Genomic DNA, 21480 nt, shown 5'->3' with positions numbered 1-21480 from the left:
GTCATGAAGGACGCCTTCGGCACCCCCCAGTCCCTGCTGATCCTCGGCGGTACGTCGGACATCGCGCTCGCCACCGCCCGCCGGCTGATCGCCCGCCGGACCCGCACGGTGTGGCTGGCGGGGCGCCCCTCGCAGGACCTGGAGAACGCGGCCGTCCATCTGCGCGGACTGGGCGCGCAGACCCACACCATCTCGTTCGACGCGCTCGACTCCGAGTCCCACGAGGCGATCCTCGGCAAGGTCTTCGCCGAGGGCGACATCGACATGGTCCTGCTCGCCTTCGGTGTGCTCGGCGACCAGGCGAACGACGAGCGCGACCCGGTGGCCGCCGCGCGCGTCGCCCAGACCAACTACACGGGCGCCGTCTCCTCCGCCCTGGTCTGCGGGCGGGCCCTCCAGGCGCAGGGGCACGGCTCGCTCGTCGTCCTGTCGTCCGTGGCCGCCGAGCGGGCCCGCCGCTCCAACTTCATCTACGGCTCCAGCAAGGCCGGCCTCGACACCTTCACCCAGGGCCTCGGCGACGCGCTGCACGGCACCGGCGCCCACGTCATGCTGGTCCGCCCCGGCTTCGTCCGCACCGGCATGACCGCGGGCCGCCCGGAATCACCCCTGTCGACGACCCCGGAAGCGGTCGCCACCGCCATCGAGCTGGGTCTGCGCCGCCGCTCGGAGACGGTCTGGGTACCGGGGTCACTGCGGCTGGTGATGACGGCCCTGAGGCATGTCCCCCGGGCGCTCTTCCGCCGCCTGCCGCTGTAGCGGGAGGGTCACCGGGCCGGAAGGGTCGTGTCCCCGACGGGCGCCCCCGCCTGCGGCGGAACGACGGACCCGCCGAAGGTGAACTCGCGCAGCTTCCGCCAGACCCCGTCGGGCCCTTGCTCGTACAGCGCGAAGCCGGTGCAGGGCCACTGGGCCTCGTACCCGGCCAGTTCCTCGAACGCCCGGTCCATCGCCTCCTCGGCGATGCCGTGCGCCACGGTGACATGCGGGTGGTACGGGAAGTTCAGCTCGCGCGCCACCGGCCCCGAGGCGTCCCGGACCTGCTTCTGCAGCCAGGTGCAGGCCTCGGCGCCCTCCACGACCCGGACGAACACGACGGGTGACAGGGGCCGGAAGGTGCCGGTGCCGGACAGCCGCATCGGGAAGGGCCGGCCGGCCGCCGCGACCTCGGCGAGATGCGCCTCGATCGCGGGCAGATCGACGTCCGCGACCTCTGTCGGCGGGAGCAGCGTGACATGCGTGGGGATGCCGTGAGCAGCGGCGTCGCCGAAGCCCGTGCGCCGCTCCTGGAGCTGGCTGCCGTGGGGCTCCGGGACCGCGATCGACACACCGATCGTTACGGTCCCCACGTCGTCTCCTGTCGTCGTGTCATGCGCGTTGTCGTATGTCCTTGTGGGCGGCGCCCCGTCGCACCGCCGTCGACCGCACCGGTCGCGTCGACCGCACCGGCTATCGACTGTACGGCCACGGCGGTGTTCCGGGCAGGCGCAGCGGGAGTGATGTGCGGCGCTGTCGGTGGTGCGACCGGTGGTGCGATCGGGCGCTCGGGGGCAGAGGTGGTGCGGCTCAGTGCTTGGCGGGCAGGAAGCCCACCCGGTCGTACGCCTGGGAGAGCGTCTCCGCGGCGACCGCGCGCGCCTTCTCGGCCCCCTTGGCCAGGATCGAGTCGAGCGTCTCCGGGTCGTCCAGATACTGCTGGGTGCGCTCCCGGAAGGGCGTCACGAAGTCGACCATGGCCTCGGCGAGGTCCGTCTTGAGCGCACCGTAGCCCTTGCCGACGTACTTCTCCTCCAGTTCCGCGATACCCGTCCCCGTGAGGGTCGAGTAGATGGTCAGCAGATTGCTGACGCCCGGCTTCTCCGCGGTGTCGTAGCGGATCACCGTGTCGGTGTCGGTGACCGCGCTCCTGACCTTCTTCGCGGTGACCTTCGGATCGTCGAGCAGGTTGATCAACCCCTTCGGGGTCGACGCCGACTTGCTCATCTTGATCGCGGGGTCCTGGAGGTCGTAGATCTTCGCCGTCTCCTTCAGGATGTACGGCTTCGGGATCGTGAAGGTCTCGCCGAAGCGGCCGTTGAAGCGCTCGGCGAGGTCACGGGTCAGCTCGATGTGCTGGCGCTGGTCCTCGCCGACCGGCACCTCGTTCGCCTGGTACAGCAGGATGTCGGCGACCTGGAGGATCGGGTACGTGAAGAGGCCGACGCTCGCACGGTCGGCGCCCTGCTTGGCGGACTTGTCCTTGAACTGGGTCATCCGGGAGGCCTCGCCGAAGCCGGTGAGGCAGTTCATGACCCAGCCGAGCTGCGCGTGCTCGGGGACGTGGCTCTGGACGAAGAGGGTGCAGCGCTCCGGGTCGAGACCGGCGGCGAGCAGCTGCGCGACGGCGAGTCGGGTGTTGGCGCGCAGGTCCGCGGGGTCCTGGGCGACGGTGATCGCGTGCAGGTCGACGACCATGTAGAAGGCGTCGTGGGACTCCTGCAGGGCCACCCACTGGCGGACGGCGCCGAGGTAGTTGCCGAGGTGGAACGAGCCGGCGGTGGGCTGGATGCCGGAGAGCACGCGGGGTCGGTCGAGAGCCATGCTCACCATTCTCTCAGGTGTCGGGGGCCGTTCCGGAACCGACCGGAAACAGATGTGACACAGGTGGGCACCGGCCGGCCCCGGGCGGTGCACCCCTTTGGTGAGGACGCGGGAGGGGGCCGTGTCGTCGACGAGGCCGCGGTGATCGCCGCTGCTGTCGATCGTGGCCGATGAGACGAGGAACACAGTGCGGACAGCGGGGCGCCGGCGGTCGCCGTGCCGGGCACCCAGGACATCCGGATCCCCACGACGCTCACCACCGGTGAGGGGGCCTTGGGCGATCCGGGCCGAGCGGGTCCACCGGTCGCGGGCCTGCTCCCCGGCTCCGGCGGTGCCACGCTCCTCCCGCGCCGCGCGGCGGCCCGGAACGGGTCCGGGCCGCCGCGGGAGGCCTGTCAGGAACTGCTGGACGTCTCGGCGACGCCGACCGGAAGGTCAGCCGAGGTCGATCTCCGGGTACAGGGGGAAGCCGGCGACGAGGTCGGTGGCGCGGCGGGAGATCTCGTCGGCGACCTTCGTGTCGAGGACGTGCTGGGCCTTGGAGGGGGCGCCCGACTTGGTGGTGCCGGCCTCGGTGGTGGTCAGGACCCGGTCGATCAGGCCCGCGACCTCGTCCATCTCGGCGGTGCCGAGGCCACGCGTGGTGAGCGCGGGCGTGCCGATGCGGATGCCGGAGGTGTACCAGGCGCCGTTCGGGTCGGCCGGGATGGCGTTGCGGTTGGTGACGATGCCGGAGTCGAGCAGCGCGGCCTCGGCCTGGCGGCCGGTGAGACCGTAGGAGGTGGCGACGTCGATCAGGTTGAGGTGGTTGTCGGTGCCGCCGGTGACGAGGGTGGCGCCCCGGCGCATCAGGCCTTCCGCGAGCGCCCGGGAGTTGTCGACGATGCGCTGGGCGTAGTCCTGGAAGGCGGGCTGCCGGGCCTCGGCGAGGGCGACGGCCTTGGCGGCCATGACGTGCGGGAGGGGGCCGCCGAGGACCATCGGGCAGCCCCGGTCGACCTGGTCCTTGAGGGAGTCGTCGCACAGGACCATGCCGCCGCGCGGGCCGCGCAGCGACTTGTGGGTGGTCGTGGTGACGATCTGGGCGTGTGGCACCGGGTCGAAGTCGCCGGTGAGGACCTTGCCGGCGACGAGGCCCGCGAAGTGCGCCATGTCCACCATGAGCGTGGCGCCGACCTCGTCGGCGATCTCGCGCATGATCCGGAAGTTCACCAGACGGGGGTACGCGGAGTAACCGGCGACGATGATCAGCGGCTTGAAGTCACGGGCGGAGGCGCGCAGGGCCTCGTAGTCGATGAGGCCGGTGGCGGAGTCGGTGCCGTAGGAGCGCTGGTCGAACATCTTGCCGGAGATGTTCGGGCGGAAGCCGTGGGTGAGGTGGCCGCCGGCGTCCAGGGACATACCGAGCATGCGCTGGTTGCCGAAGGCCTGGCGCAGTTCCGCCCAGTCGGCCTCGGTGAGGTCGTTGACCTGGCGGGCGCCGGCCTTCGCCAGGAAGGGGACCTCGACCCGGTCGGCGAGGACGGACCAGAAGGCGACGAGGTTGGCGTCGATCCCGGAGTGCGGCTGGACGTAGGCGTGCCGGGCGCCGAAGAGCTCGCGCGCGTGCTCCGCCGCCAGCGACTCGACGGTGTCGACGTTGCGGCAGCCGGCGTAGAAGCGGCGGCCGACGGTGCCCTCGGCGTACTTGTCGCTGAACCAGTTGCCCATGGCCAGGAGCGTGGCCGGGGAGGCGTAGTTCTCGGAGGCGATCAGTTTGAGCATCTCGCGCTGGTCGGAGACCTCCTGGCCGATGGCGTCGGCCACGCGCGGCTCGACGGCGCGGATCACGTCGAGGGCGGCACGGAAGGCGGTGGACTCGTGGGAGAGGGGCTCGGCTGACATGGGGACCTCCGGACGTCGTGTTCAGCGTTCACGGTACGGCCCAGGCGCACGGCACTCATCTGTCCCGGGCCGCTCCCCGATGGTCCGTCCCATCCCAGCGCGCCAGTCACGGCCCTGCGGGTCACCCTATCGGGCGCCGGAGACAGCGGAGCCCCGGCGTCCACCATACGAACGACGGCGCGCCGGTCCGCTCCGGGGCGCGCCGTCCGGTGTGCTGTCCGGCGCGCTAGTGCCGCGACAGGCAACGTTCGCCCCGTCGCGACGCCCGGCACGCTCCCCCACTCTCGGCTTCGCTCGAGCGGGAGGGGCCCCCACCGCCGCACCGGGCACAAGCCCAAGTACATCCAGTACGAGGGCTCGCACCCGGCACGCCGAGAGCACGCACCGGACGCCGCTCCTTGACGGGCAAACGTTGCCTGCCGCGGCACTAGAGGATCACATGGGGCAGGAAGCGGGCGTATTCGTCGGTGACGAGGCCCGAGGACTCGCGGATGCCGAGGCCGGCGGACTCGTTCTCGACGACCCAGGCGCCGAGGACGACATGGTTGCCGTCGAAGGCGGGCAGGGGTGCCAACTCCTGGTAGCAGCAGGGCTCTTCACGGAGGACGGGGTCGGCACCCGGCGGGTGGAGGGTGACGCCAGCGCCTTCGCGGCCGAGCAGCGGTTTGGCGACGTAGCCGGTGGTGGCGGCCAGTTCGCGGGGGCCGTCGAGATGGGCGGGGAGGAGGTTCGGATGGCCGGGGTACAGCTCCCAGAGGATGGCGAGGAGGGCCTTGTTGCTGAGGAGCATCTTCCAGGCGGGCTCGATCCACATCGTGGTCCCGGTGCCGCCGCCGTTGTCGAGGGTGGCGAGGACGTGCGGGGCGAAGCGGTCGGTGGTGAGCCACTCCCAGGGATAGAGCTTGAAGACGCTGCGGATGAAGCGGAGTTTCCTGTCGACGAAGCGTTCGGAGAGCCGGTCCCAGCCGATGTCCTCCATGGAGATCCAGTCGGTGTCGAGGCCGGCCTGCTCGGCGGTCTCCTTCAGATAGGCGACCGTCATCAGGTCCTCGCCCAGCTCGTCCCCGGCGGAGTGCGCGAAGTACAGGGGACTGCCGGGCGGAAGGAGGGGCGCCTGCTTCCTCCAGGCGTCGACGAGGCGTTCGTGGAGGGAGTTCCACTGGTCGGCGCCCGGGAAGCGCTCCTCCATCCAGAACCACTGCGGGCTCGCCGCCTCGACGAGCGAGGTCGGGGTGTCGGCGTTGTACTCCAGCAGCTTGGCGGGGCCGCTCCCGTCGTAGCGGAGGTCGAAGCGGCCGTAGACGGACGGCAGTTCGGCCCGTCGGCGCCATGCCTCGGCGACCAGACCGGCGAGGCGCGGGTCGGTGATGCCGAGGTCGGCGAAGCGGTCCTCGGCCACGATGTGCTCGGCCGCCGCCAGGCACATGCCGTGGAGTTCCTCGACGACCTCCTCCAGCGCCTCGACCTCGGGGAGCGAGAAGACGTAGTACGCGCTCTCGTCCCAGTAGGGGCGCAGGGAGTCGTCCGGGTGCCGGGTCAGCGGGTAGATGAGCCCCTGGTCCTCGACGGTCTTCTGCCAGCCGGGGCGGGGTTCGATGGTGCGGCGTTCCATGACTCTGTCTCGTCCGCCTCGTCCGCCGGGTCAGCCGCCGCCGGAGCCGGAGCCGTCGCCCGAGCAGCCGAAGCCGTCCCGGTCGACGGCCTCGCTGCGGCTGAAGGTGCCGTGGTCGGCCCGGCCGCCGCTGACCTCGGCGTCGTAGTACCAGGCGGCGTCGGCCGAGTCGCCCCGGCCGCGGTTGCCGCTGCTGTTGCTCTTGCGGTTCTTGCCGTACGACGACGAGGAACTGGAGCCGGAGTTGCAGTTCTTGTCGGCGATGACCTGGTAGCCGTTGGCGTAGTCGTAGCTGTCACGGTCCACGCAGCGGCGGTCCGGATCGGAACCGCAGGAGGTCAGGGCCGCCGCGACGACGCCCATCCCGCCGAGTACCACTGTGCTGGACCGCAGCCGCCTGCGCTGTTCTCCCATGTGTGCTCCCCCGTCGGGCCCGAAGGCCCTCTTTATGTGCGCTTTATCGGCGCTCAGACTAGTGATCGACTCCCGTCCGGGGCCAACCGGGTGTGCGGGCACGGTCAGAGGCGTTCGATCGCCTTCAGGGACCGGGTCGCCTGGGCCCGCAGGGCGTCGACGAGTTCGGGTGGCGCGGAGCCGTCGAGGGTGAAGTCGGCGTCCATGGTCGTGATCATCCACGCGAGGTCCCGGGGGGTCTCGGCGCCCAGATGCAGCAGACACCGGTCGTCGCCGAGGGGTTCGAGCACACCCATGCCGGGCCAGAGCCGCTCCCCTGCCGACGCGGCCGGTTCGTGCAGGGTGACGGTGGCGCGGAAGGGCCAGGCCCGGGACGACAGACGGTGGGCGAGATAGGTCGCCGCGTCGCCGTCGGGCAGTGCGCGCGGGGTGAAGCGCGGCCCGGTCGGGGTGCGGGGCACGAGGCGGTCGACCCGGAAGGTCCGCCAGTCCGCGCGGTCGAGGTCCCAGGCGACGAGGTACCAGCGCCGGTCGAAGCTGACGAGACGGTGCGGTTCGACGGTGCGGACGGGTGGGGCGAGGTGGGTGTCGGGGGTCGTCGGGTGAGGGCCGGCGTAGTCGAACCGGAGCCGTTCGTGGCGACGGCAGGCCTCGGCGACGGTCAGCAGGGTGTCCGGCGAGACCCGGGGAGCCGGGGCCGCGCCGGCTCGTACGGTGGTGGTGCGCAGGGTGGTGACCCGGTGGCGCAGACGGGAGGGCAGCACCTGTTCCAGTTTGGTGAGGGCGCGCAGCGAGGCGTCCTCGATACCGGTGACCGTGCCGTCGGCGGCGGTGCGCAGGCCGACCACGACGGCGACGGCCTCCTCGTCGTCGAGCAGCAGCGGCGGCAGGCTCGCCCCGGCGCCCAGCCGGTAGCCGGCGGCGCCCCGGACGGCGTGCACGGGGTAGCCGAGTTCGCGCAGGCGCTCGATGTCCCGGCGCAGGGTGCGACGGCTGACGCCGAGGTGTTCGGCGAGTTCGGCGCCGGAGCGGTCGTGGTCGCGGTGGGTCTGCAGCAGGGCGAGCAGTCTCAGCAGTCTCCCGGAGGTCTCCAGCATGGTCATGAGGGTGCCGCAGAGTTAGGACCGAAGGTGACCCAACCGGTCCGTAGCGTCGACGCCATGGAGAAGACGAACACGCCGGCACCCGGCACGGCCCCTCTGTCGGCACCGGAGACGGCTCCCCCGCCCGCACCCCCGCTCGACCCCGCACCCTTCCGGATCGCGATCCCACAGGACCGGCTCGACGACCTGCGCGAACGGCTGGCCGGGACCCGCTGGCCCGACGAACTGCCCGGTGTCGGGTGGAGCCGGGGTGTGCCGGTGGGGTATCTGAGGGAACTCGCCGAGTACTGGCGCACCGGCTACGACTGGCGGGCCGAGGAGGCGGCGGTGAACGCCTGCGCCCAGTACACGACGGAGATCGAGGGGCAGAACCTCCACTTCCTGCATGTGCGGTCGCCGGAGCCGGGGGCCACGCCTTTGATGTTGCTGCACGGCTGGCCGGGCTCGGTGGTGGACTTCCTCGACGTCATCGGGCCGCTGTCCGATCCCCGGGCGCACGGCGGGGACCCGGACGACGCGTTCCACGTGGTCGTGCCCTCGCTGCCGGGGTTCGGTTTCTCCACGCCGCTGGCGGGGCCGGGCATGAACGCGGCGCGGACGGCCTCGGTGCTCACCGGCCTGATGTCCCGGCTGGGGTACGAGCGTTACGGCGTCCAGGGATACGACACCGGGTCGTGGATCGCCCCCGAGATGGGCAAGCAGGCGCCGGAGCGGGTCATCGGGGTCCATGTCAACGGCCTGATCACCTTCCCGGTCGGGGCGGAGGGCGAGACGGACGGCCTCAGCGAGGTCGAGCAGCGGCGCTGGCAGACCATGCAGGACTTCAACGACGGCTACCTCCAGTGCAATTCCAAGCGGCCGCAGACGGTGGCGTACGGGCTCACGGACTCCCCCGTGGGGCAACTGGCCTGGATCGTCGAGAAGTTCAAGGAGCTCACCGACCCGGAGGACGGTCTGCCGGAGGCCGCCGTCGACCGGGACCGCATGCTGACGAACATCTCGCTGTACTGGTTCACCGGCACGGCCGCCTCGGCGGCGCAGATCTACTACGAGGAGGTCTCCGCGAGTTCCTGGGGTGACGAGGGTGGCGGTGGCTGGGACGAGCCCGCTGGCGGGCGGGTGCCCACCGCCGTGCTGGTGTCCGCGCATGATGTGACGATCCGGCGCTGGGCGGAGCGGGACCACGACGTCGTGCGGTGGACGGAACTCGAACGCGGGGGCCACTTCCTCTCCATGGAGGCACCGGAGCCGCTCGTCGGGGACGTACGGGAGTTCTTCCGGCAGCTGCGAGAGGCTCGGGCCGTCGCGCCGGCCGAGGCTGGGCCCGCGCTCACCCCCGTACGCAGGTCGCCCCCGTCGGGCACAGGGTCGTGACGACCATGGTGACCGGCTCGCGCAGTTCGGCGAGCGGGGTCGGCTCGGGGGCGCTGAGGCGGACTCCGTAGATCGTGCCGTCGGCCGTGCGGAAGCGGTGGTCGACGACCCGGCGGGGGCCCCGGTCGCCTTCGCCGTCGAAGCGGTAGACGACCTCGGAGTAGCTGTCGTCGTCGGCGGCGGAACGCTCCAGGACGCGGTAGCCGGGGAGGCGGGCGAAGCCGTAGTTCTCGTTCTCCGCCAGGTCCATGGACTCGGCGGGGGTGTCCTCGCTGACCTGGAAGAGCTGAAGTGTGCGGGCGCCGTCCGGGGAGTCGTAGGTGACGACCGTGGGCTTGCCGCTCGGCGTCCTGGCGGTGCGGTCCCAGCCGGAGGGGACGTCGACGGTGAAGCCGGCCGGGTCGTCGGAACGCACATAGCCCGGTGCGCCACCCGCGTCGGTGTCCCCGCCCGGGTCGGAGCCCGTGTCCGATGCCTCGGGTGAGGCCTGGTCGCCGCTCCCGCCGCTCGCCCCGCCGCCGCTCGCGTCCTTCTTCGGGTCCGCCGCCGGGGCGGAGGGCGCGGATCTGGACGGGGAGTCGTCGGCGGAGCTGTCGGTGGAGCTGTTCGCGGAGGTCGTACGGGTCGTGCCGTCGTCCCGGAACAGGGTCCACACCCCGAAGCCGACGCCACCGCCGAGCAGCGCCGCGAGGGCGATGACGGCGATCGTGCGCGGCCACGGGCCGCCTCGTCCGGGAGGGTCGTCCACCCAGCGTCCTTGGTGCGGGTCCCAGCGCGTCATCATCTCCCCCTCGCTGCCGTCGGCATCCTCACGACGTGCGTGAACCGACGATAGCGGCGTACACGCCCAACAGGCCCCGTCCCGGCGGAAACCGGGACAGGGCCTGCGTGGGTGAGCTAATGCCGCGGGGGCGGACTCGGGACGGCTCAGATGAGGCCGAGCGCGCGGACCGCGTCGCGCTCCTCCGCCAGCTCCTGGACCGAGGCGTCGATCCGGGCGCGGGAGAACTCGTTGATCTCCAGGCCCTGGACGATCTCGTACTTGCCGTCCTTGACGGTGACCGGGAAGGAGGAGATGAGGCCCTCGGCCACACCGTAGGAGCCGTCGGACGGGATGCCCATGGAGGCCCAGTCGCCCTCGGCGGTGCCGTTGACCCAGGTGTGGACGTGGTCGATGGCGGCGTTGGCGGCGGAGGCGGCCGACGAGGCGCCACGAGCCTCGATGATGGCGGCGCCGCGCTTGGCGACGGTCGGGATGAAGTCCTCGGCGAGCCACTTCTCGTCGCTGACGACCTCGGCGGCGTTCTTGCCGGCGACCGTGGCGTGGAAGATGTCCGGGTACTGGGTCGCGGAGTGGTTGCCCCAGATCGTGAGCTTCTTGATCTCGGAGACCGGGACGCCCGTCTTCTTCGACAGCTGGGTCAGCGCGCGGTTGTGGTCCAGGCGGGTCATCGCGGTGAAGCGCTCGGCCGGGACGTCCGGCGCGGCGGCCTGGGCGATGAGGGCGTTGGTGTTGGCCGGGTTGCCGACGACGAGGACCTTGATGTCGTCCGCCGCGTTGTCGTTGATGGCCTTGCCCTGCGGCTTGAAGATGCCGCCGTTGGCCTCCAGGAGGTCACCGCGCTCCATGCCCTTGGTACGGGGGCGGGCGCCCACGAGCAGACCGACGTTGGCTCCGTCGAAGGCCACGTTCGGGTCGTCGGTGATGTCGATGCCCTGAAGGAGCGGGAAGGCGCAGTCGTCCAGCTCCATGGCGGTGCCCTCGGCGGCCTTGAGCGCCGGGGTGATCTCCAGGAGGCGGAGCTTGACCGGCACGTCCGCGCCGAGCAGCTGGCCGGAGGCGATGCGGAAGAGCAGGGCGTAACCGATCTGGCCGGCCGCGCCGGTGACGGTGACGTTCACGGGAGTGCGGGTCATGGCGTTCTCCGTATGACAGCTGGCGGTGGGGCGTCCCTGCCCCTGTGGGACGTACTACGTACTGCGTACTGACGTACAAATGATCGATATCTTGGCATCAAGAGAGATCGGTGGTCAGGCTATCGCGCATCCGGGATGCCGGACGGCCGGGGTTCGTGTGGCCCACCCCACAAGTCGTTCCGCGGCCGGACCGCCTGACCACAGGGGGGCCGGACCGCGTCACCGCAAGGGAAAGGCGGCCGCCGGTCCGGGAGAGAGGGACCAGGGCGGCCGCCTTGGGGGATGCCGGGCCGGGAGGGTCAGATCTCCCGGGCGGGCCGGACTCCCGTGGGGGTACTGTCCGCATGCCCCGGAGTCCGCCGGGCATTCCCCTTACGCCGTGATTACTTTTCCGGTCGGAGCGATTACGGTGCGTCGCTCGCCCCCCGGGTCGGGCCTAGGGCCTGTCTTCAAATTCCCGCCTGCCCCGCGACGCCATGCACGCACTCTCACCGCACCGGGCCCTGACCCGAGTACGTCCAGTACGCGGATCAGGGCCCGGCACGCCAAGAGCACGCTCCCCCAGTCTCGGCTTCGCTCGACCGGGAGGTACCCCCACGACGCCGCGGGGCCGCCCTTCGGGCGACGACGGGAATTTGAAGACAGGCCCTAGCCCGTGCAGCCCTTCTGCCCTGAGGCCAGCGTGGCGCAGGCCGTGGCCTCGCCCGCGTCCTTCACCGCGACCATCTGTGTGTAGGCGATGTTGTCGCCGGCCGCTTCGATGGCGGCGGTCTGCTTCTTCGTACCGACCGTGACCTGGACCTCGTCGCCCTGGGCGGCGCCGGTGATCCGGGCCCAGGCGGCCTGGCAGGTCTTGCTGTAGCGGACCTCGACCCTCGTGGTGCCGATCGTGGCCTCGTCGGTGGTCCGGACGAGGTTGCCGATGCATCCCATGGTCTCCGGGTCCTTGCCCTCGCAGCCCTCGCCGCTGCACTTCACCCCGGCCGGGAGGTCGGGGTCGGTGCCGATCGACGTCGACGGGGACACGGACGGCTTGTCCCCCGCCTGCCCCTTGCCGCCACCGTCGGTGAGGAGAAAGGCGGCCGCGATCACGACGAGCGCGCCGACGGCTCCCGCGAGGAACATCGTCACCCGCCGCTTCGGCCGGGAGTCGCCGTCGTCGGGACGACCGCCGCCACCGGGCGGCGGACCGAAGACCCCGGACGGCGCCGGGACGCCGCCGGAGCCCTGCGCACCACCGGGGCCCTGCGCACCGCCGGACGACGAGGTGGAGACCGAGGCCGGCGAGGACGACGGCACCGATGGCGACGACGGTGCCGCCGACGGGAACGAGGCCGACGGGGACGAGGCCGACTGCGGGGGCTTGGCGCCCCAGCTGACGCGCGGCGCGCCGCCGGCGACCGCTCCCGTGCCGCCGCCGTACGGCGGAGCGGAGGTGGAGGACGACGAGGAGGACGAGGAGGCCGAGGGCGGGGCCGTCCCGGGGACCGCTGTGCTCGAACCCCCGTACGGCGGGCGCGAGTTGCGGTCGCCGCCGGAGGAACGCGGCTGCGGTGGGACGGTCGGCGAGACGCCCGCCGGGCCCGCCACCCCCGGGGTCGCGGTGGCGCTGCGGCCCGCCCTGCCGTTGCGGCCGCCGCCCTTGACGGTGGCCTGACCGCCCGTCTCGCCCAGGGCGGCGCGCGCCTGGGAGATACGGATCGCTTCCATGGTCATGTCGTGGCGCATCTCCGAACGGCTCCACGCGCGTTCGGCCAGCTCCCACATGGTGGTCAGATGGACGGGATCGGTACCGGTCACCTCGGCCAACGCGACGATCGCGCCTTTCGGCGCGAGCAGTCTGCCGTTGAGATACCGCTCCCAGGACGTCTTGCTGTAGCCCGTGCGGTCGGCCACCGCGGCGATGCTCAGCCCACTGCGGTCGACGAGCCGGCGCAACTGGCCCGCGAACTCCCTGACCTGTGGATCGAGCTCATCCGGCAAGGCCCTCCAACGAGGCATTGCTTCCCCCCTCTTCCCCCCGTACGGATCTCCGTACGCGTCTCCGTACGGCTCTGGATTGTCCCCCCGCGCCCACTGTCCCTATCTCCGTACCGCGCATGACACCCTCGCTGAATCCTGGTCCGGGACCTGCTCCGGGCCCTCCGCGGAGCCCCGTTCTGGCCTACCCACTGGGATGCGCCCGGTCGGGATGTCAGTTCCCGGGAAAGGGGCGTGCGGGAGCATTTCGGGCTGATCGCGCGCCGTCGCGCGCCCCCTCGACGGTCCGCGGTCCAGTGTCCCACCGGCGTCCCGCCGGTATCCCGGCTGTCCGGGCGGAATCGCAGGTCCCCGCACGGGACGTCCCGGACCGTCCCAAATGCTCACTTTAGCCCTGGTGTTGAGCGAGTCGATGGCAAATCCTCGAACTTGTCAACACATCGACACACCGACCACACAAGCACAGTCACGCGAATCGAGCACAGAGACGAACAGGGGCTCGTGCGAACCCTGTGCGTCGGTGAAGGTCGGAAGGTCAACGGGGACCAGGGGGATCACATGCAACTCAAGGCCAGGCTGCTGCTCGGAGCGGTCGCCGTGACGGCGTCGGCCGGACTCGCGCTCGGAGTCACCGCCCCGCTCGCCACGGCTTCCGGGGCGTACGTCGTCGACGGCTCCGGAGCCGCGTACAACGACTGGGGCGACGAGGGCACGCTGTCCGTCGGCTCGCACGCGAAGAGCAACGCCACGCGGCTGTGGCAGAGCGTCCTGTACGCCGACGGCGCCAAGTGGAAGGACTCCGGCGGGGGTCTGCACACCTTCACCCAGGGGGACATCGACGGGATCTTCGGCTGGAAGACCCGCTCGGCGACCAAGTACTGGCAGGCGCGGGAGGATCTGGAGGACGTCGACGGCATCGTCGGCAAGGAGACGTTCGGCCAGGCCGACGGCTTCCTGGACGGCCCCTACGGCGACGGCGGGGTCACCTACACCGGTCTGGAGCACGACGTCGCCTTCAAGCGCCTCGACGGGGAGTACTACGTCCGCATCGGCTCGAAGTGGAAGGTGGCCGCGTACGACTGGCGCGGCTGAGCCGAAGGGTGTGCCGGCTCCCTGCCTGCGCCGGCACACCGGGCCGGGGGCCGTCATCGCAGGGTGACGGCCCCCACCAGCGCGGCGCCGACGAGGGCCAGGGCGAGCAGGACGGCGAGGGCCGCGTAGAGGGCGATACGGCCGGGCGGGCGGGGCTTCGGCTCGTCGGCGGGGGTGTCCCACCAGGGGAGCGTGGGCTCGTCCTGGTACGCCTCCGGGTCGGCCTCCGTCCCGGCCGGCTCGACCGCTCCGGCCCTCACGGGGTTCGGCGACGGCGGGTGCGGGGGCACCGTCTGGGGCACCGGGCGCGGCCAGGCACGTACGGCCAGTTCCCAGCGCGCGCCGAAGCGGTCGGCGTCCTCCCCGGCGACCCGGCACAGGGCGACGACCGCCTGGCGGGGCGGGGGCTGGGTGCCGTTGAGATACCGCTGCCAGGAGGACTTGCTGTACGCGGTGCGCGCGCCGAGCGCGACGAGGCTGAGTCCCGTGCGGTCCTTCAGCAGGCGCAGCTGCTCGACGAAATGCCGTACCTCCGGGGGGAGTTCGTCCGGCAGCGGCTGCCAGGCGCTCATCGGCTGCCTCCTCGGCTCGCGGGCGGGTCTGAGCAGGTGACGACGGTCGCGGGTGCACCGGTTCCCACCGGAACGGGCGCCGGTGGGGTGGCGTTCGGGCAGTACGAGGGAGTGACGCGGGCGGTCTTGTGAGGCGAGGTGAAGGTGCGCGGAAGGGGCGCGCGCGGCGTCCCGCGCATCCCCCGAGGACGGTGACGCCCGGGTGCCGTCGTCGTCGCCCGGTACGGACACCTCGGCGGAATGGTCACTTCCGTGCCACAGCGGGCTGACAGGTGTTGAAGTGGGCGTTCGTCGTGCAGGAACGTGGAACGCGAGACGGCGGTCCGTCCTTACTCGGGGGAGGGGACGGACCGCCGTCGTGTGTGCGGTGCTGGGCGTGACCGGGCGGTGCGAGGTGGTCTCAGCCCGCCTCTTCGCCGACCGTGAAGTGCAGGGTGTCCTTGAGGAACGGGATCTCCAGCAGCGGCTTCGGCTGGGCCATCAGCGCGAGGAGCACGATGGCGGTGCCCAGCACGATGTACGTGGCCATGTCGGTGAAGCGGGAGCGGACGGCGAGCATGCCGACGTCCCGGACGGCCCAGCGCAGCACCGCGCCGGCGAGCAGCGCGGCACCGATCAGGATCGTGCCGACCCGGAACGCGTCGAGCGCGGTGAGCAGCAGGCCGAGTCCCACCGTGCACAGCACGGCGAGGATCGGCCACTGCCGGACGGGCGCGGGCGCCTCGCGCGGCGCCGCCCGGCCACCGCCCTCGGGCCGCGCGGTGTCCTTGGTGAACATCGGGAACCGCCGGGTGCCCCGAACGGGCTTCCCCTCGGCGTCGGGCACGCTGACGTGGTCCCGCACCTCGACCTCGTCGGCCGACGAGGTCGATGGGGTGGACGAGGTCGGCGGGGTGGACGGGGTCGACGAGTCCGAGGAAGGCGCCTCGGCCGACTCAGTCACCTCAGCGGGCACACCCACCTCAACCGATGCACCCACCCCCGTCGATTCACCAGTCCCAGCGGCCCCAGTGGTCCCGGCCGCCCCAGTGGTCCCAGTGCCCCCGGCGGCCTCCGTCGGCCCGGCCGTATCCGTCGTCCTCGCCATCTGCACCCTCTCCGACACCGCAGCCCCGTCCGCCGGACCGGATCGCCGCGCGGCTCCCGGTCCGTCCGCCGTCTCCCCGGACCTGCCGTCAGCCGGCACTGCGCTCCGCCGCCTCGACCACGTTGACGAGCAGCTGGGCCCGGGTCATGGGGCCGACACCGCCGGGGTTGGGGGAGATCCAGCCGGCGACCTCCGCGACGCCGGGGTGGACGTCGCCGACGATCTTGCCCTCGGCGGAACGGGAGACACCGACGTCGAGGACGGCGGCGCCCGGCTTCACGTCCTCGGGCCGGATCAGGTGGGCGGAGCCGGCCGCCGCGACGATGATGTCCGCCTTGCGGAGGTGCGAGGCCAGGTCACGCGTGCCGGTGTGGCACTGGGTCACCGTGGCGTTCTCGCTGCGCCGGGTGAGCAGCAGCGGCATCGGACGCCCGATCGTCACCCCGCGCCCGACGACCACGACCTCGGCGCCCTTGATCTCGACGCCGTACCGGCGGAGGAGGGTGAGCACGCCGTTCGGGGTGCAGGGCAGCGGCGCGGGCTCGCCCAGGACGAGGCGCCCGAGGTTCATCGGGTGCAGACCGTCCGCGTCCTTGTCGGGGTCCATCAGTTCGAGGATGCGGTTCTCGTCGATGCCCTTGGGCAGGGGCAGCTGCACGATGTAACCGGTGCACGCGGGGTCCTCGTTGAGTTCCCGCACCACCGCCTCGATCTCCTCCTGGGTGGCGGTCGCGGGCAGTTCACGCTGGATGGAGGCGATGCCGACCTGCGCGCAGTCGCGGTGCTTGCCCGCGACGTACTTCTGACTGCCGGGGTCCTCACCGACCAGGATCGTGCCGAGTCCGGGCGTGACGCCCTTCTCCTTCAGCACCGCCACGCGGGCGGTCAGATCGGACTTGATCGCGGCTGCGGTGGCCTTGCCATCGAGAATCTGGGCGCTCATGGCACCAATCTTCGCGGATGACCGGTGCCGGGTTCCAATCCGGTCACCCTGCGGACGCCCGCCACCCCCTCCCCGCGCTCCCCCGGCGTTCCTCCCACCCCCCTCCCCACAAGATCGGATGTGTTGCACTTGCACAACACCCGCTGAATCTCCCTGGACATCCCGTCGGGCATATAAAACGATTGGGACACAGTGCCGCGGGCACTGCCGGGGGGCGTGACCATTTCAGAAGTTTCAGGGCATTCCTCCGTACCGTGCCGCGCGTCCCCGCACCAGGCAACGGAGGAAACCCCGCATGAGCTTCGGCGACCCGAACAACCCGTACGGCCAGCCCCAGCAGCAGCCGCCCGCCCAGCCCTACGGCTACCCGCAGCAGACCCCGCCCCAGCAGCCGGGCTACGGCTACCCGACCGCCCCGCCGGTCTCCCAGGGCTACGGCGGCTACCCGAACGCGCCCGAGACCATGCCCAGCACGGTGAACGCGGCCCGCATCATGCTCTGGGTCATCGTCGGCCTGCAGGTGGTCGGCGTGCTCCTGTACGGCATCGGCGCGATCGGTGTGGCCGCGGCCAGCGACAGCACCGAGGACCCGGCCCTCGCGGAGGCGCTGGGCAACATCCCCACCGGCCAGATGGTGGCGATCGCGATCTTCGCCACGGCCTGGCTGGTCTACGCGATCATGCTGGCGGTGAAGTTCAAGTCCGGCGGCAGCGGCGTACGTGTCGCCGCCCTGGTCTTCGGCGTCATCACCGCGATCCTCGGCGTCTTCCCGTTCCTGCTGATCGGCCTGGTCCACCTGGTGCTGGGCATCCTGATAGCCGTCTTCGTCGGCAACGCGAACGGCAAGGCGTGGTTCAACCGCCCGCGTCACTGAGCGGCGGGCACCGCGGAACGCCCGGCCGGGCAACCCCGGCCGGGCGTTCCGCTTTTCGTGGTCAGGGTGTGGCCACCGGGCAGGTCCCCCCGCTCGTCCGAGGCGTCACGAGGTTCACCCAGCTGGGCTGGGTCCGTGTCTCGCCGGGCCGCAGCACATAACTCACGCTGCCGATCACGCAGTAGTCGACGGTCGTGCTGTTGGTGGCCTCGCCGACCCGCGCCGCGGGAACGAACCTGGCCACCGCCCCCTGCGCCAACGAATAGCTCCGGCCCGTGCCGCTCGGGTTCTCGGACAGGCACACCCATCCGCTCGCACAGGGCACCGCCGAAGCCGCGGCCCCGGCGGTACCCGCCGCAGCCGCAGCGAGCACTCCGGCCAGTGCCACGCCGATCACGGCGATCCGGCCGCTCCCTTTGACACCGCTCCGCATGACAGGCCCCCTGAGACCCGAGGAAATCACCGACCGCTCGACCCTCGCAGCGCAACGACGGGCTCTGAACCGGGGTATCGGCCATTCCGCGGACACGGCTTCCCGGCAGTCGTCCGGGCCGACCGGCAGTGGTTCCGCGGTGAAGACTGCCGGGTTCCGGCAGTGATCCGGGACAGCGGCGCGTGCCACGATCCTGCCTCCGGGCGGCCGACTCGCGATGCCTGGCGAAAGGTTCGCAGCCGCACAGTGGGCTCGCCTAATCTGCCCCCCGGTCCGTCGGATCGGGGTGAGTGAGCGGCCCTCCTGGGCCCGGGGGAAGGGGACAACCCTTGCACAGCATCATCGTCGTACCGCCGCTCTGCGGCGGTCCGGACGGCCAGATCAGGATCGGCAGCGGGGAACGGCTCGTCTTCGGCAGGACGGAGACGGAAGGCGGCCTCGTCATCGCGCACGAGGGAGTGCCCCGGATCGCCGGGGAGATCACGGCGCTCCGGAGCTACTGGTTACTGAGCAATCTGAGCGCGGACCAGACCTTCGTGGTGGAGAACCCGGAGGGCGCCGGCGAGCATGTCAAGGTGGCGCCGGGCCGGGTGGAGGCGCCCGTGCCGTTCGAGTTCGCCCGGGTGGTGCTGCCCGCCTCCGGTGACCTGCTCTCCTTCGATGTCTGGGCGCCCCGGCACACCTTCCGCGACACCGACCGCCGGCGTCAGGGCCTGACCGGCGCGATGACCGCGCCGGCCTTCACCCTGGACCGGGCCAGCCGGTACTTCGCGGTGCTGGTCGCCCTGTGCGAGCCCCGGCTGCGCGGCGAGCCGCACGCGCCGCCGCCGACGGTCGAGCAGTTGGTGGAGCTGCTGCGCCCGGCCTGGCCGCGGGTCAGCCGCTCCGCCGTCTACTGGAACATCGACTATCTCGCCCTCAAACTGCGGCTGAGGCCCGGCCCGGAGGCGGCCGGGCCCGGCCGGCGCGTCAACGGCAAGAAGGAGTCGCTGGTCTCGCTCGCGCTCCGCTTCGATCTGGTCCGCGAGGACGACCTCGTCGTGCTCGCCTCCGGCGCGCCGGGTGGGGTGGTCCGCCGATGACCGGGAGGCCGTACGCCGTCACCGTCCCCAAGGGCTACCGGGTCGGCCCGTGGGAGGTCCGCGAGCCGCTCTCCTCCGGCGCGTTCGCCACCGTCTACGCGGCCCGGCGCGTGGCCGACGGCACGCGGGAACCGGGGGCGGGACCGCCCCGCCGAGTGGCCCTGAAGTTCCTGCCGACCGGCACCCGCACCCCACGCCAACTGCGCCACCTGCGCGAACTGGCCGACCGCGAGGTGCGGTTGCTGAAGCGGCTGCGCGCGCCGCGGCTGATCCGCATGTACGAGACCCTGACGGTCGACGATCCGGGCCACCCGGAGTTGGACGGTGCGACCGTGCTCGTCCTGGAGCGGGCCGAGGGCTCCCTGGACGCCGTGCTGGACCGGACCCCGGTCCCCGACGCGGGCCCCGCGCTGCTGGCCCAGATCTGCGAGGGCGTTCACCAGCTGCACCACGCGGGCTGGATCCACGGTGATCTGAAGCCGGCCAACGTGCTGCTGATGAAGGACGGTTCGGTACGGCTGGCCGATTTCAACATGGCGGCCGAACTGCGCGGCACCCACGCCTACGCCCCGGCGTTCGCGACCCCCGACTACACCGCGCCGGAGCTGCTGTGGCCGGAGGCCGACGAGCGGGGCACCCTGGTGCGTCCCACCACCGACGTCTGGGCGTTCGGGGTGCTCTGTCACGTCGTCCTGACCGGTACGTTCCCACTGCCGGGCACCTCCGTGGAGGCCCGCGCCGACGCGGCGACCCGGTACGCGCGCGGCGCCGAGGAACTGCGGCTGTCGCCCGGACTCCCGGAGGCCTGGCAGGCGATCGTCCGCGACTGTCTGGCCGCCACCCATCGGGAGCGGGTCCTCGACACCGGCTCGCTGCTGCGCCGGGTGGAGCGGGCCTCCGGTGCCGCCGCGTCGGCCCGTCTGCCGAGACTGCGGCCCCGGCGGTGGCGGCGCCCCGTACTGGCGGGTGCGCTCGCCGCCGCGGCGCTCGGGGCGGCGGCGTTGACGTACACCGGACTGCGGGCCCCCGAGGCGCCGACGGTGGCGGCGGGGCCGCCGACCTGCGAGAAACCCGCCGTGTACGAGGATGACGCGTACGGCCGGGGCTACACGGCCGGCTGGAACGGCACCTGGGACTTCGTCATCAGGCGGGGCGACGGTGGCAGCCAGGTCAGAGAGGCCCAGTGCCTGCTCCGGCATCGGCACGACATCCCCGAAGTGGGGCGGGTGGACGGCGACTTCGGCCCCCTGACCCATGCGGCCGTCGTCACCTTCCAGAAACGCGCCGGCCTGGACGCGGACGGCGTCGTCGGCCCGGCCACCTGGCAGGCGCTCCGCGACACCGACAGGCCCTGACGGCTTCGGGCCCCGGCGGGGCGGTCTCACCGCTCCACGCCCACGGGCGTCCGCGTCGCGGCCCGCAGCACGGACGCCCCGGCCGGTGTGAGGGTGTGCAGCACGGTGGGACCGTGCCGGACACTGGTGATCAGGCCCGCGTCCCGCAGCGCGGTGGCGTGCCGGCTGGCGGAGGAGGCGGCCACACCCGCCGCCCGGGCGATCTCGCCCGTCGTGGCACCGGCCGCCGCCACCGCGCACAGGGCCGTGGCGCGGGCCCGCCCGAGCAGGGCGGACAGCGGCTCGGCGGGAGCGCCGTCCCGCTCCCCGCGCCGCGGCGCCGACGGCTCGTGCAGCAGCGAGTACACCAGCACCGGCGGCAGGCCCGGGTCGGCGAAGGTGACGGGCCGCTGCCAGTTGAAGTACGACGGGACCAGCAGCAGCCCGCGTCCGCCCAGGTACAGATCACGGTCCACGGCCGGCTGGTAGTCGACGTGCAGGACGGGGCGTTCCCAGCGCATACCGGCACCGAGTCCGGCCAGCATGCCCTCGACCCCGCCGTCCATGAACACCCGGCAGCGTGCCACCCGCTCGGCCTCGACACAGGCCTGGATCGACTCCTCGTACGGGGCGACGGCGGTCTCGTGGTAGGCGCGCAGCACCCGCACCAGTTCCCCGCGGGCCGTCGGCTCGGCCAGGCGCGGGCCCCAGGAGGGCGCTCCGACGAGCCGGTCGAGACGGGCCAGCTCCGCGAGGACCCGGCGCGGTGGGGTCGCCAGGATGGCGTCCAGGCCGGCGTCGAGACCGTCGGCGGCCTGGAACGGTGTCAGGAAGTCCGGGAAGTAGGCCGCCCGTGGCACCAGCGGCAGCAGCACGCTGCGCACCGCGCGTTCCAGGCCCTTCTCCCGTAACCGCCGGCGGGTGGTGCGGTACCACTCCGCGTAGGCCCAGCGGCCCTGTCGGGTCTGGAGCCGGTGCAGGCTGGCGGCGGTCTCCCAGAGCGGGTCGGGCTTGGCGGCCAGTCTGGTTCTGCCCAGGTCGGAATCGCTGAAATGAACGCGTAGCACGTCGTTCTCCCCCGATGAACTCTGCTCGTGCGAGGGGCCGACGCTAACCCGTACGCCGTCGTGGGTGTCCCTGAAGAGTTCCAGGTACCACGGCCCCCACCCCTTCCGTCACCCGGTCGGCGGCCTCGGCGG

At 72.1% G+C, this 21480-nt stretch carries 20 protein-coding genes and 1 riboswitch; of the genes, 6 read left to right on the top strand and 14 right to left on the bottom strand.

From position 1 onward, the window contains the following. The first annotated feature begins 3 nt into the window (after positions 1-3). Entirely contained in the window at positions 4-759 is a 756-nt protein-coding gene (locus J8M51_RS38915) for a decaprenylphospho-beta-D-erythro-pentofuranosid-2-ulose 2-reductase (RefSeq protein WP_086762494.1), read from the top strand. A gap of 8 nt (positions 760-767) precedes the next feature. Here the strand turns inward: J8M51_RS38915 and J8M51_RS38910 are convergent, their stop codons facing one another. The 6 genes from J8M51_RS38910 to J8M51_RS38885 form a co-directional block, all read right to left on the bottom strand. Beyond that, on the bottom strand, positions 768-1349 hold the full coding sequence (locus J8M51_RS38910) for a 2'-5' RNA ligase family protein (protein WP_086762492.1): 582 nt from the start codon (positions 1347-1349) through the stop codon (positions 768-770). 217 nt (positions 1350-1566) lie between these two features. After that, a complete protein-coding gene (gene trpS / locus J8M51_RS38905; RefSeq protein ID WP_086762501.1) occupies positions 1567-2580 on the bottom strand; it encodes a tryptophan--tRNA ligase in 1014 nt (337 codons plus the stop codon). 435 nt (positions 2581-3015) lie between these two features. After that, positions 3016-4464: a glycine hydroxymethyltransferase gene (locus tag J8M51_RS38900; protein WP_086762490.1), complete on the bottom strand. Its 1449-nt coding sequence runs from the start codon at positions 4462-4464 to the stop codon at positions 3016-3018. A gap of 31 nt (positions 4465-4495) precedes the next feature. Next, positions 4496-4584: riboswitch (ZMP/ZTP riboswitch) on the bottom strand. Positions 4585-4891: 307 nt separating this feature from the next. Next, entirely contained in the window at positions 4892-6076 is a 1185-nt protein-coding gene (locus J8M51_RS38895; RefSeq protein WP_086762488.1) for a glutathionylspermidine synthase family protein, read from the bottom strand. Positions 6077-6106: 30 nt separating this feature from the next. Then, entirely contained in the window at positions 6107-6490 is a 384-nt protein-coding gene (locus J8M51_RS38890) for a hypothetical protein (RefSeq protein ID WP_086762486.1), read from the bottom strand. 104 nt (positions 6491-6594) lie between these two features. After that, entirely contained in the window at positions 6595-7587 is a 993-nt protein-coding gene (locus tag J8M51_RS38885) for a helix-turn-helix transcriptional regulator (RefSeq protein ID WP_086762498.1), read from the bottom strand. 63 nt (positions 7588-7650) lie between these two features. On the opposite strand from J8M51_RS38885, the gene J8M51_RS38880 reads away from it, so the two are divergent. Then, positions 7651-8967, top strand: a complete 1317-nt coding sequence (locus J8M51_RS38880; protein WP_086757531.1) for an epoxide hydrolase family protein — start codon at positions 7651-7653, stop codon at positions 8965-8967. Here the strand turns inward: J8M51_RS38880 and J8M51_RS38875 are convergent. From J8M51_RS38875 to J8M51_RS38865, 3 genes are all read right to left on the bottom strand, one after another. Then, on the bottom strand, positions 8924-9715 hold the full coding sequence (locus J8M51_RS38875) for a hypothetical protein (protein WP_256965184.1): 792 nt from the start codon (positions 9713-9715) through the stop codon (positions 8924-8926). The two genes, J8M51_RS38880 and J8M51_RS38875, sit on opposite strands and share 44 nt — an antisense overlap. 179 nt (positions 9716-9894) lie before the next feature. Next, on the bottom strand, positions 9895-10884 hold the full coding sequence (locus J8M51_RS38870; RefSeq protein ID WP_086757527.1) for a malate dehydrogenase: 990 nt from the start codon (positions 10882-10884) through the stop codon (positions 9895-9897). 648 nt (positions 10885-11532) lie between these two features. Continuing rightward, the gene (locus tag J8M51_RS38865; RefSeq protein ID WP_216589986.1) at positions 11533-12885 is read right to left on the bottom strand and encodes a helix-turn-helix domain-containing protein; all 1353 of its coding nucleotides are present in this window, start codon (positions 12883-12885) and stop codon (positions 11533-11535) included. A gap of 537 nt (positions 12886-13422) precedes the next feature. Here J8M51_RS38865 and J8M51_RS38860 point away from each other — a divergent pair. Beyond that, positions 13423-13956 (top strand): peptidoglycan-binding domain-containing protein, encoded by a 534-nt coding sequence (locus J8M51_RS38860; RefSeq protein ID WP_086757524.1) that lies wholly within the window; start codon positions 13423-13425, stop codon positions 13954-13956. 53 nt (positions 13957-14009) lie between these two features. Here J8M51_RS38860 and J8M51_RS38855 read toward each other — a convergent pair whose 3' ends face one another. From J8M51_RS38855 to J8M51_RS38845, 3 genes are all read right to left on the bottom strand, one after another. Next, positions 14010-14528, bottom strand: a complete 519-nt coding sequence (locus J8M51_RS38855; RefSeq protein ID WP_086757520.1) for a helix-turn-helix domain-containing protein — start codon at positions 14526-14528, stop codon at positions 14010-14012. 400 nt (positions 14529-14928) lie between these two features. Beyond that, positions 14929-15471, bottom strand: a complete 543-nt coding sequence (locus J8M51_RS38850; RefSeq protein ID WP_267299880.1) for a DUF3017 domain-containing protein — start codon at positions 15469-15471, stop codon at positions 14929-14931. Between the two features lie 232 nt (positions 15472-15703). Further along, the gene (locus J8M51_RS38845) at positions 15704-16558 is read right to left on the bottom strand and encodes a bifunctional methylenetetrahydrofolate dehydrogenase/methenyltetrahydrofolate cyclohydrolase (RefSeq protein WP_216589989.1); all 855 of its coding nucleotides are present in this window, start codon (positions 16556-16558) and stop codon (positions 15704-15706) included. 295 nt (positions 16559-16853) lie between these two features. Here J8M51_RS38845 and J8M51_RS38840 point away from each other — a divergent pair, with 295 nt between their 5' ends. Next, entirely contained in the window at positions 16854-17432 is a 579-nt protein-coding gene (locus J8M51_RS38840; protein WP_216589990.1) for a hypothetical protein, read from the top strand. A 61-nt stretch (positions 17433-17493) separates the two neighbouring features. Here J8M51_RS38840 and J8M51_RS38835 read toward each other — a convergent pair whose 3' ends face one another. Further along, entirely contained in the window at positions 17494-17865 is a 372-nt protein-coding gene (locus tag J8M51_RS38835; RefSeq protein WP_179203207.1) for a hypothetical protein, read from the bottom strand. A 329-nt stretch (positions 17866-18194) separates the two neighbouring features. Between J8M51_RS38835 and J8M51_RS38830 the strand changes: the two genes are divergently transcribed. Together J8M51_RS38830 and J8M51_RS38825 are read left to right on the top strand one after the other, a co-directional pair. Further along, the gene (locus J8M51_RS38830; RefSeq protein ID WP_267299879.1) at positions 18195-18947 is read left to right on the top strand and encodes an FHA domain-containing protein; all 753 of its coding nucleotides are present in this window, start codon (positions 18195-18197) and stop codon (positions 18945-18947) included. Then, positions 18944-20302, top strand: coding sequence for a serine/threonine-protein kinase (locus tag J8M51_RS38825; RefSeq protein ID WP_086755258.1), 1359 nt, complete (start codon positions 18944-18946; stop codon positions 20300-20302). The genes J8M51_RS38830 and J8M51_RS38825 overlap by 4 nt, the downstream gene beginning before the upstream one ends. Before the next feature lie 26 nt (positions 20303-20328). Here the strand turns inward: J8M51_RS38825 and J8M51_RS38820 are convergent, their stop codons facing one another. Continuing rightward, the gene (locus J8M51_RS38820; RefSeq protein ID WP_086755257.1) at positions 20329-21348 is read right to left on the bottom strand and encodes a helix-turn-helix domain-containing protein; all 1020 of its coding nucleotides are present in this window, start codon (positions 21346-21348) and stop codon (positions 20329-20331) included. Positions 21349-21480 lie beyond the last annotated feature (132 nt).

Origin of the sequence: Streptomyces griseiscabiei (genome assembly GCF_020010925.1) — a bacterium.
In the GTDB taxonomy this organism is placed as follows: Bacteria; Actinomycetota; Actinomycetes; order Streptomycetales; family Streptomycetaceae; genus Streptomyces; species Streptomyces griseiscabiei.
The sequence above is the reverse complement of the archived record's forward strand: the minus strand, read 5'-3'. Positions and strand labels throughout refer to the sequence as shown.

What these genes read in the sequence shown, in the direction of transcription:
- J8M51_RS38840 (WP_216589990.1), top strand. Translation starts at nt 16,854, where the DNA reads ATGAGCTTCGGCGACCCGAACAACCCGTACGGCCAGCCCCAGCAGCAG.
- J8M51_RS38845 (WP_216589989.1), bottom strand. Translation starts at nt 16,558, where the DNA reads ATGAGCGCCCAGATTCTCGATGGCAAGGCCACCGCAGCCGCGATCAAG.
- J8M51_RS38825 (WP_086755258.1), top strand. Translation starts at nt 18,944, where the DNA reads ATGACCGGGAGGCCGTACGCCGTCACCGTCCCCAAGGGCTACCGGGTC.
- J8M51_RS38900 (WP_086762490.1), bottom strand. Translation starts at nt 4,464, where the DNA reads ATGTCAGCCGAGCCCCTCTCCCACGAGTCCACCGCCTTCCGTGCCGCC.
- J8M51_RS38880 (WP_086757531.1), top strand. Translation starts at nt 7,651, where the DNA reads ATGGAGAAGACGAACACGCCGGCACCCGGCACGGCCCCTCTGTCGGCA.
- J8M51_RS38870 (WP_086757527.1), bottom strand. Translation starts at nt 10,884, where the DNA reads ATGACCCGCACTCCCGTGAACGTCACCGTCACCGGCGCGGCCGGCCAG.
- J8M51_RS38895 (WP_086762488.1), bottom strand. Translation starts at nt 6,076, where the DNA reads ATGGAACGCCGCACCATCGAACCCCGCCCCGGCTGGCAGAAGACCGTC.
- J8M51_RS38890 (WP_086762486.1), bottom strand. Translation starts at nt 6,490, where the DNA reads ATGGGAGAACAGCGCAGGCGGCTGCGGTCCAGCACAGTGGTACTCGGC.
- J8M51_RS38860 (WP_086757524.1), top strand. Translation starts at nt 13,423, where the DNA reads ATGCAACTCAAGGCCAGGCTGCTGCTCGGAGCGGTCGCCGTGACGGCG.
- J8M51_RS38865 (WP_216589986.1), bottom strand. Translation starts at nt 12,885, where the DNA reads ATGCCTCGTTGGAGGGCCTTGCCGGATGAGCTCGATCCACAGGTCAGG.
- J8M51_RS38835 (WP_179203207.1), bottom strand. Translation starts at nt 17,865, where the DNA reads ATGCGGAGCGGTGTCAAAGGGAGCGGCCGGATCGCCGTGATCGGCGTG.
- J8M51_RS38855 (WP_086757520.1), bottom strand. Translation starts at nt 14,528, where the DNA reads ATGAGCGCCTGGCAGCCGCTGCCGGACGAACTCCCCCCGGAGGTACGG.
- J8M51_RS38915 (WP_086762494.1), top strand. Translation starts at nt 4, where the DNA reads ATGAAGGACGCCTTCGGCACCCCCCAGTCCCTGCTGATCCTCGGCGGT.
- J8M51_RS38885 (WP_086762498.1), bottom strand. Translation starts at nt 7,587, where the DNA reads ATGCTGGAGACCTCCGGGAGACTGCTGAGACTGCTCGCCCTGCTGCAG.
- trpS (WP_086762501.1), bottom strand. Translation starts at nt 2,580, where the DNA reads ATGGCTCTCGACCGACCCCGCGTGCTCTCCGGCATCCAGCCCACCGCC.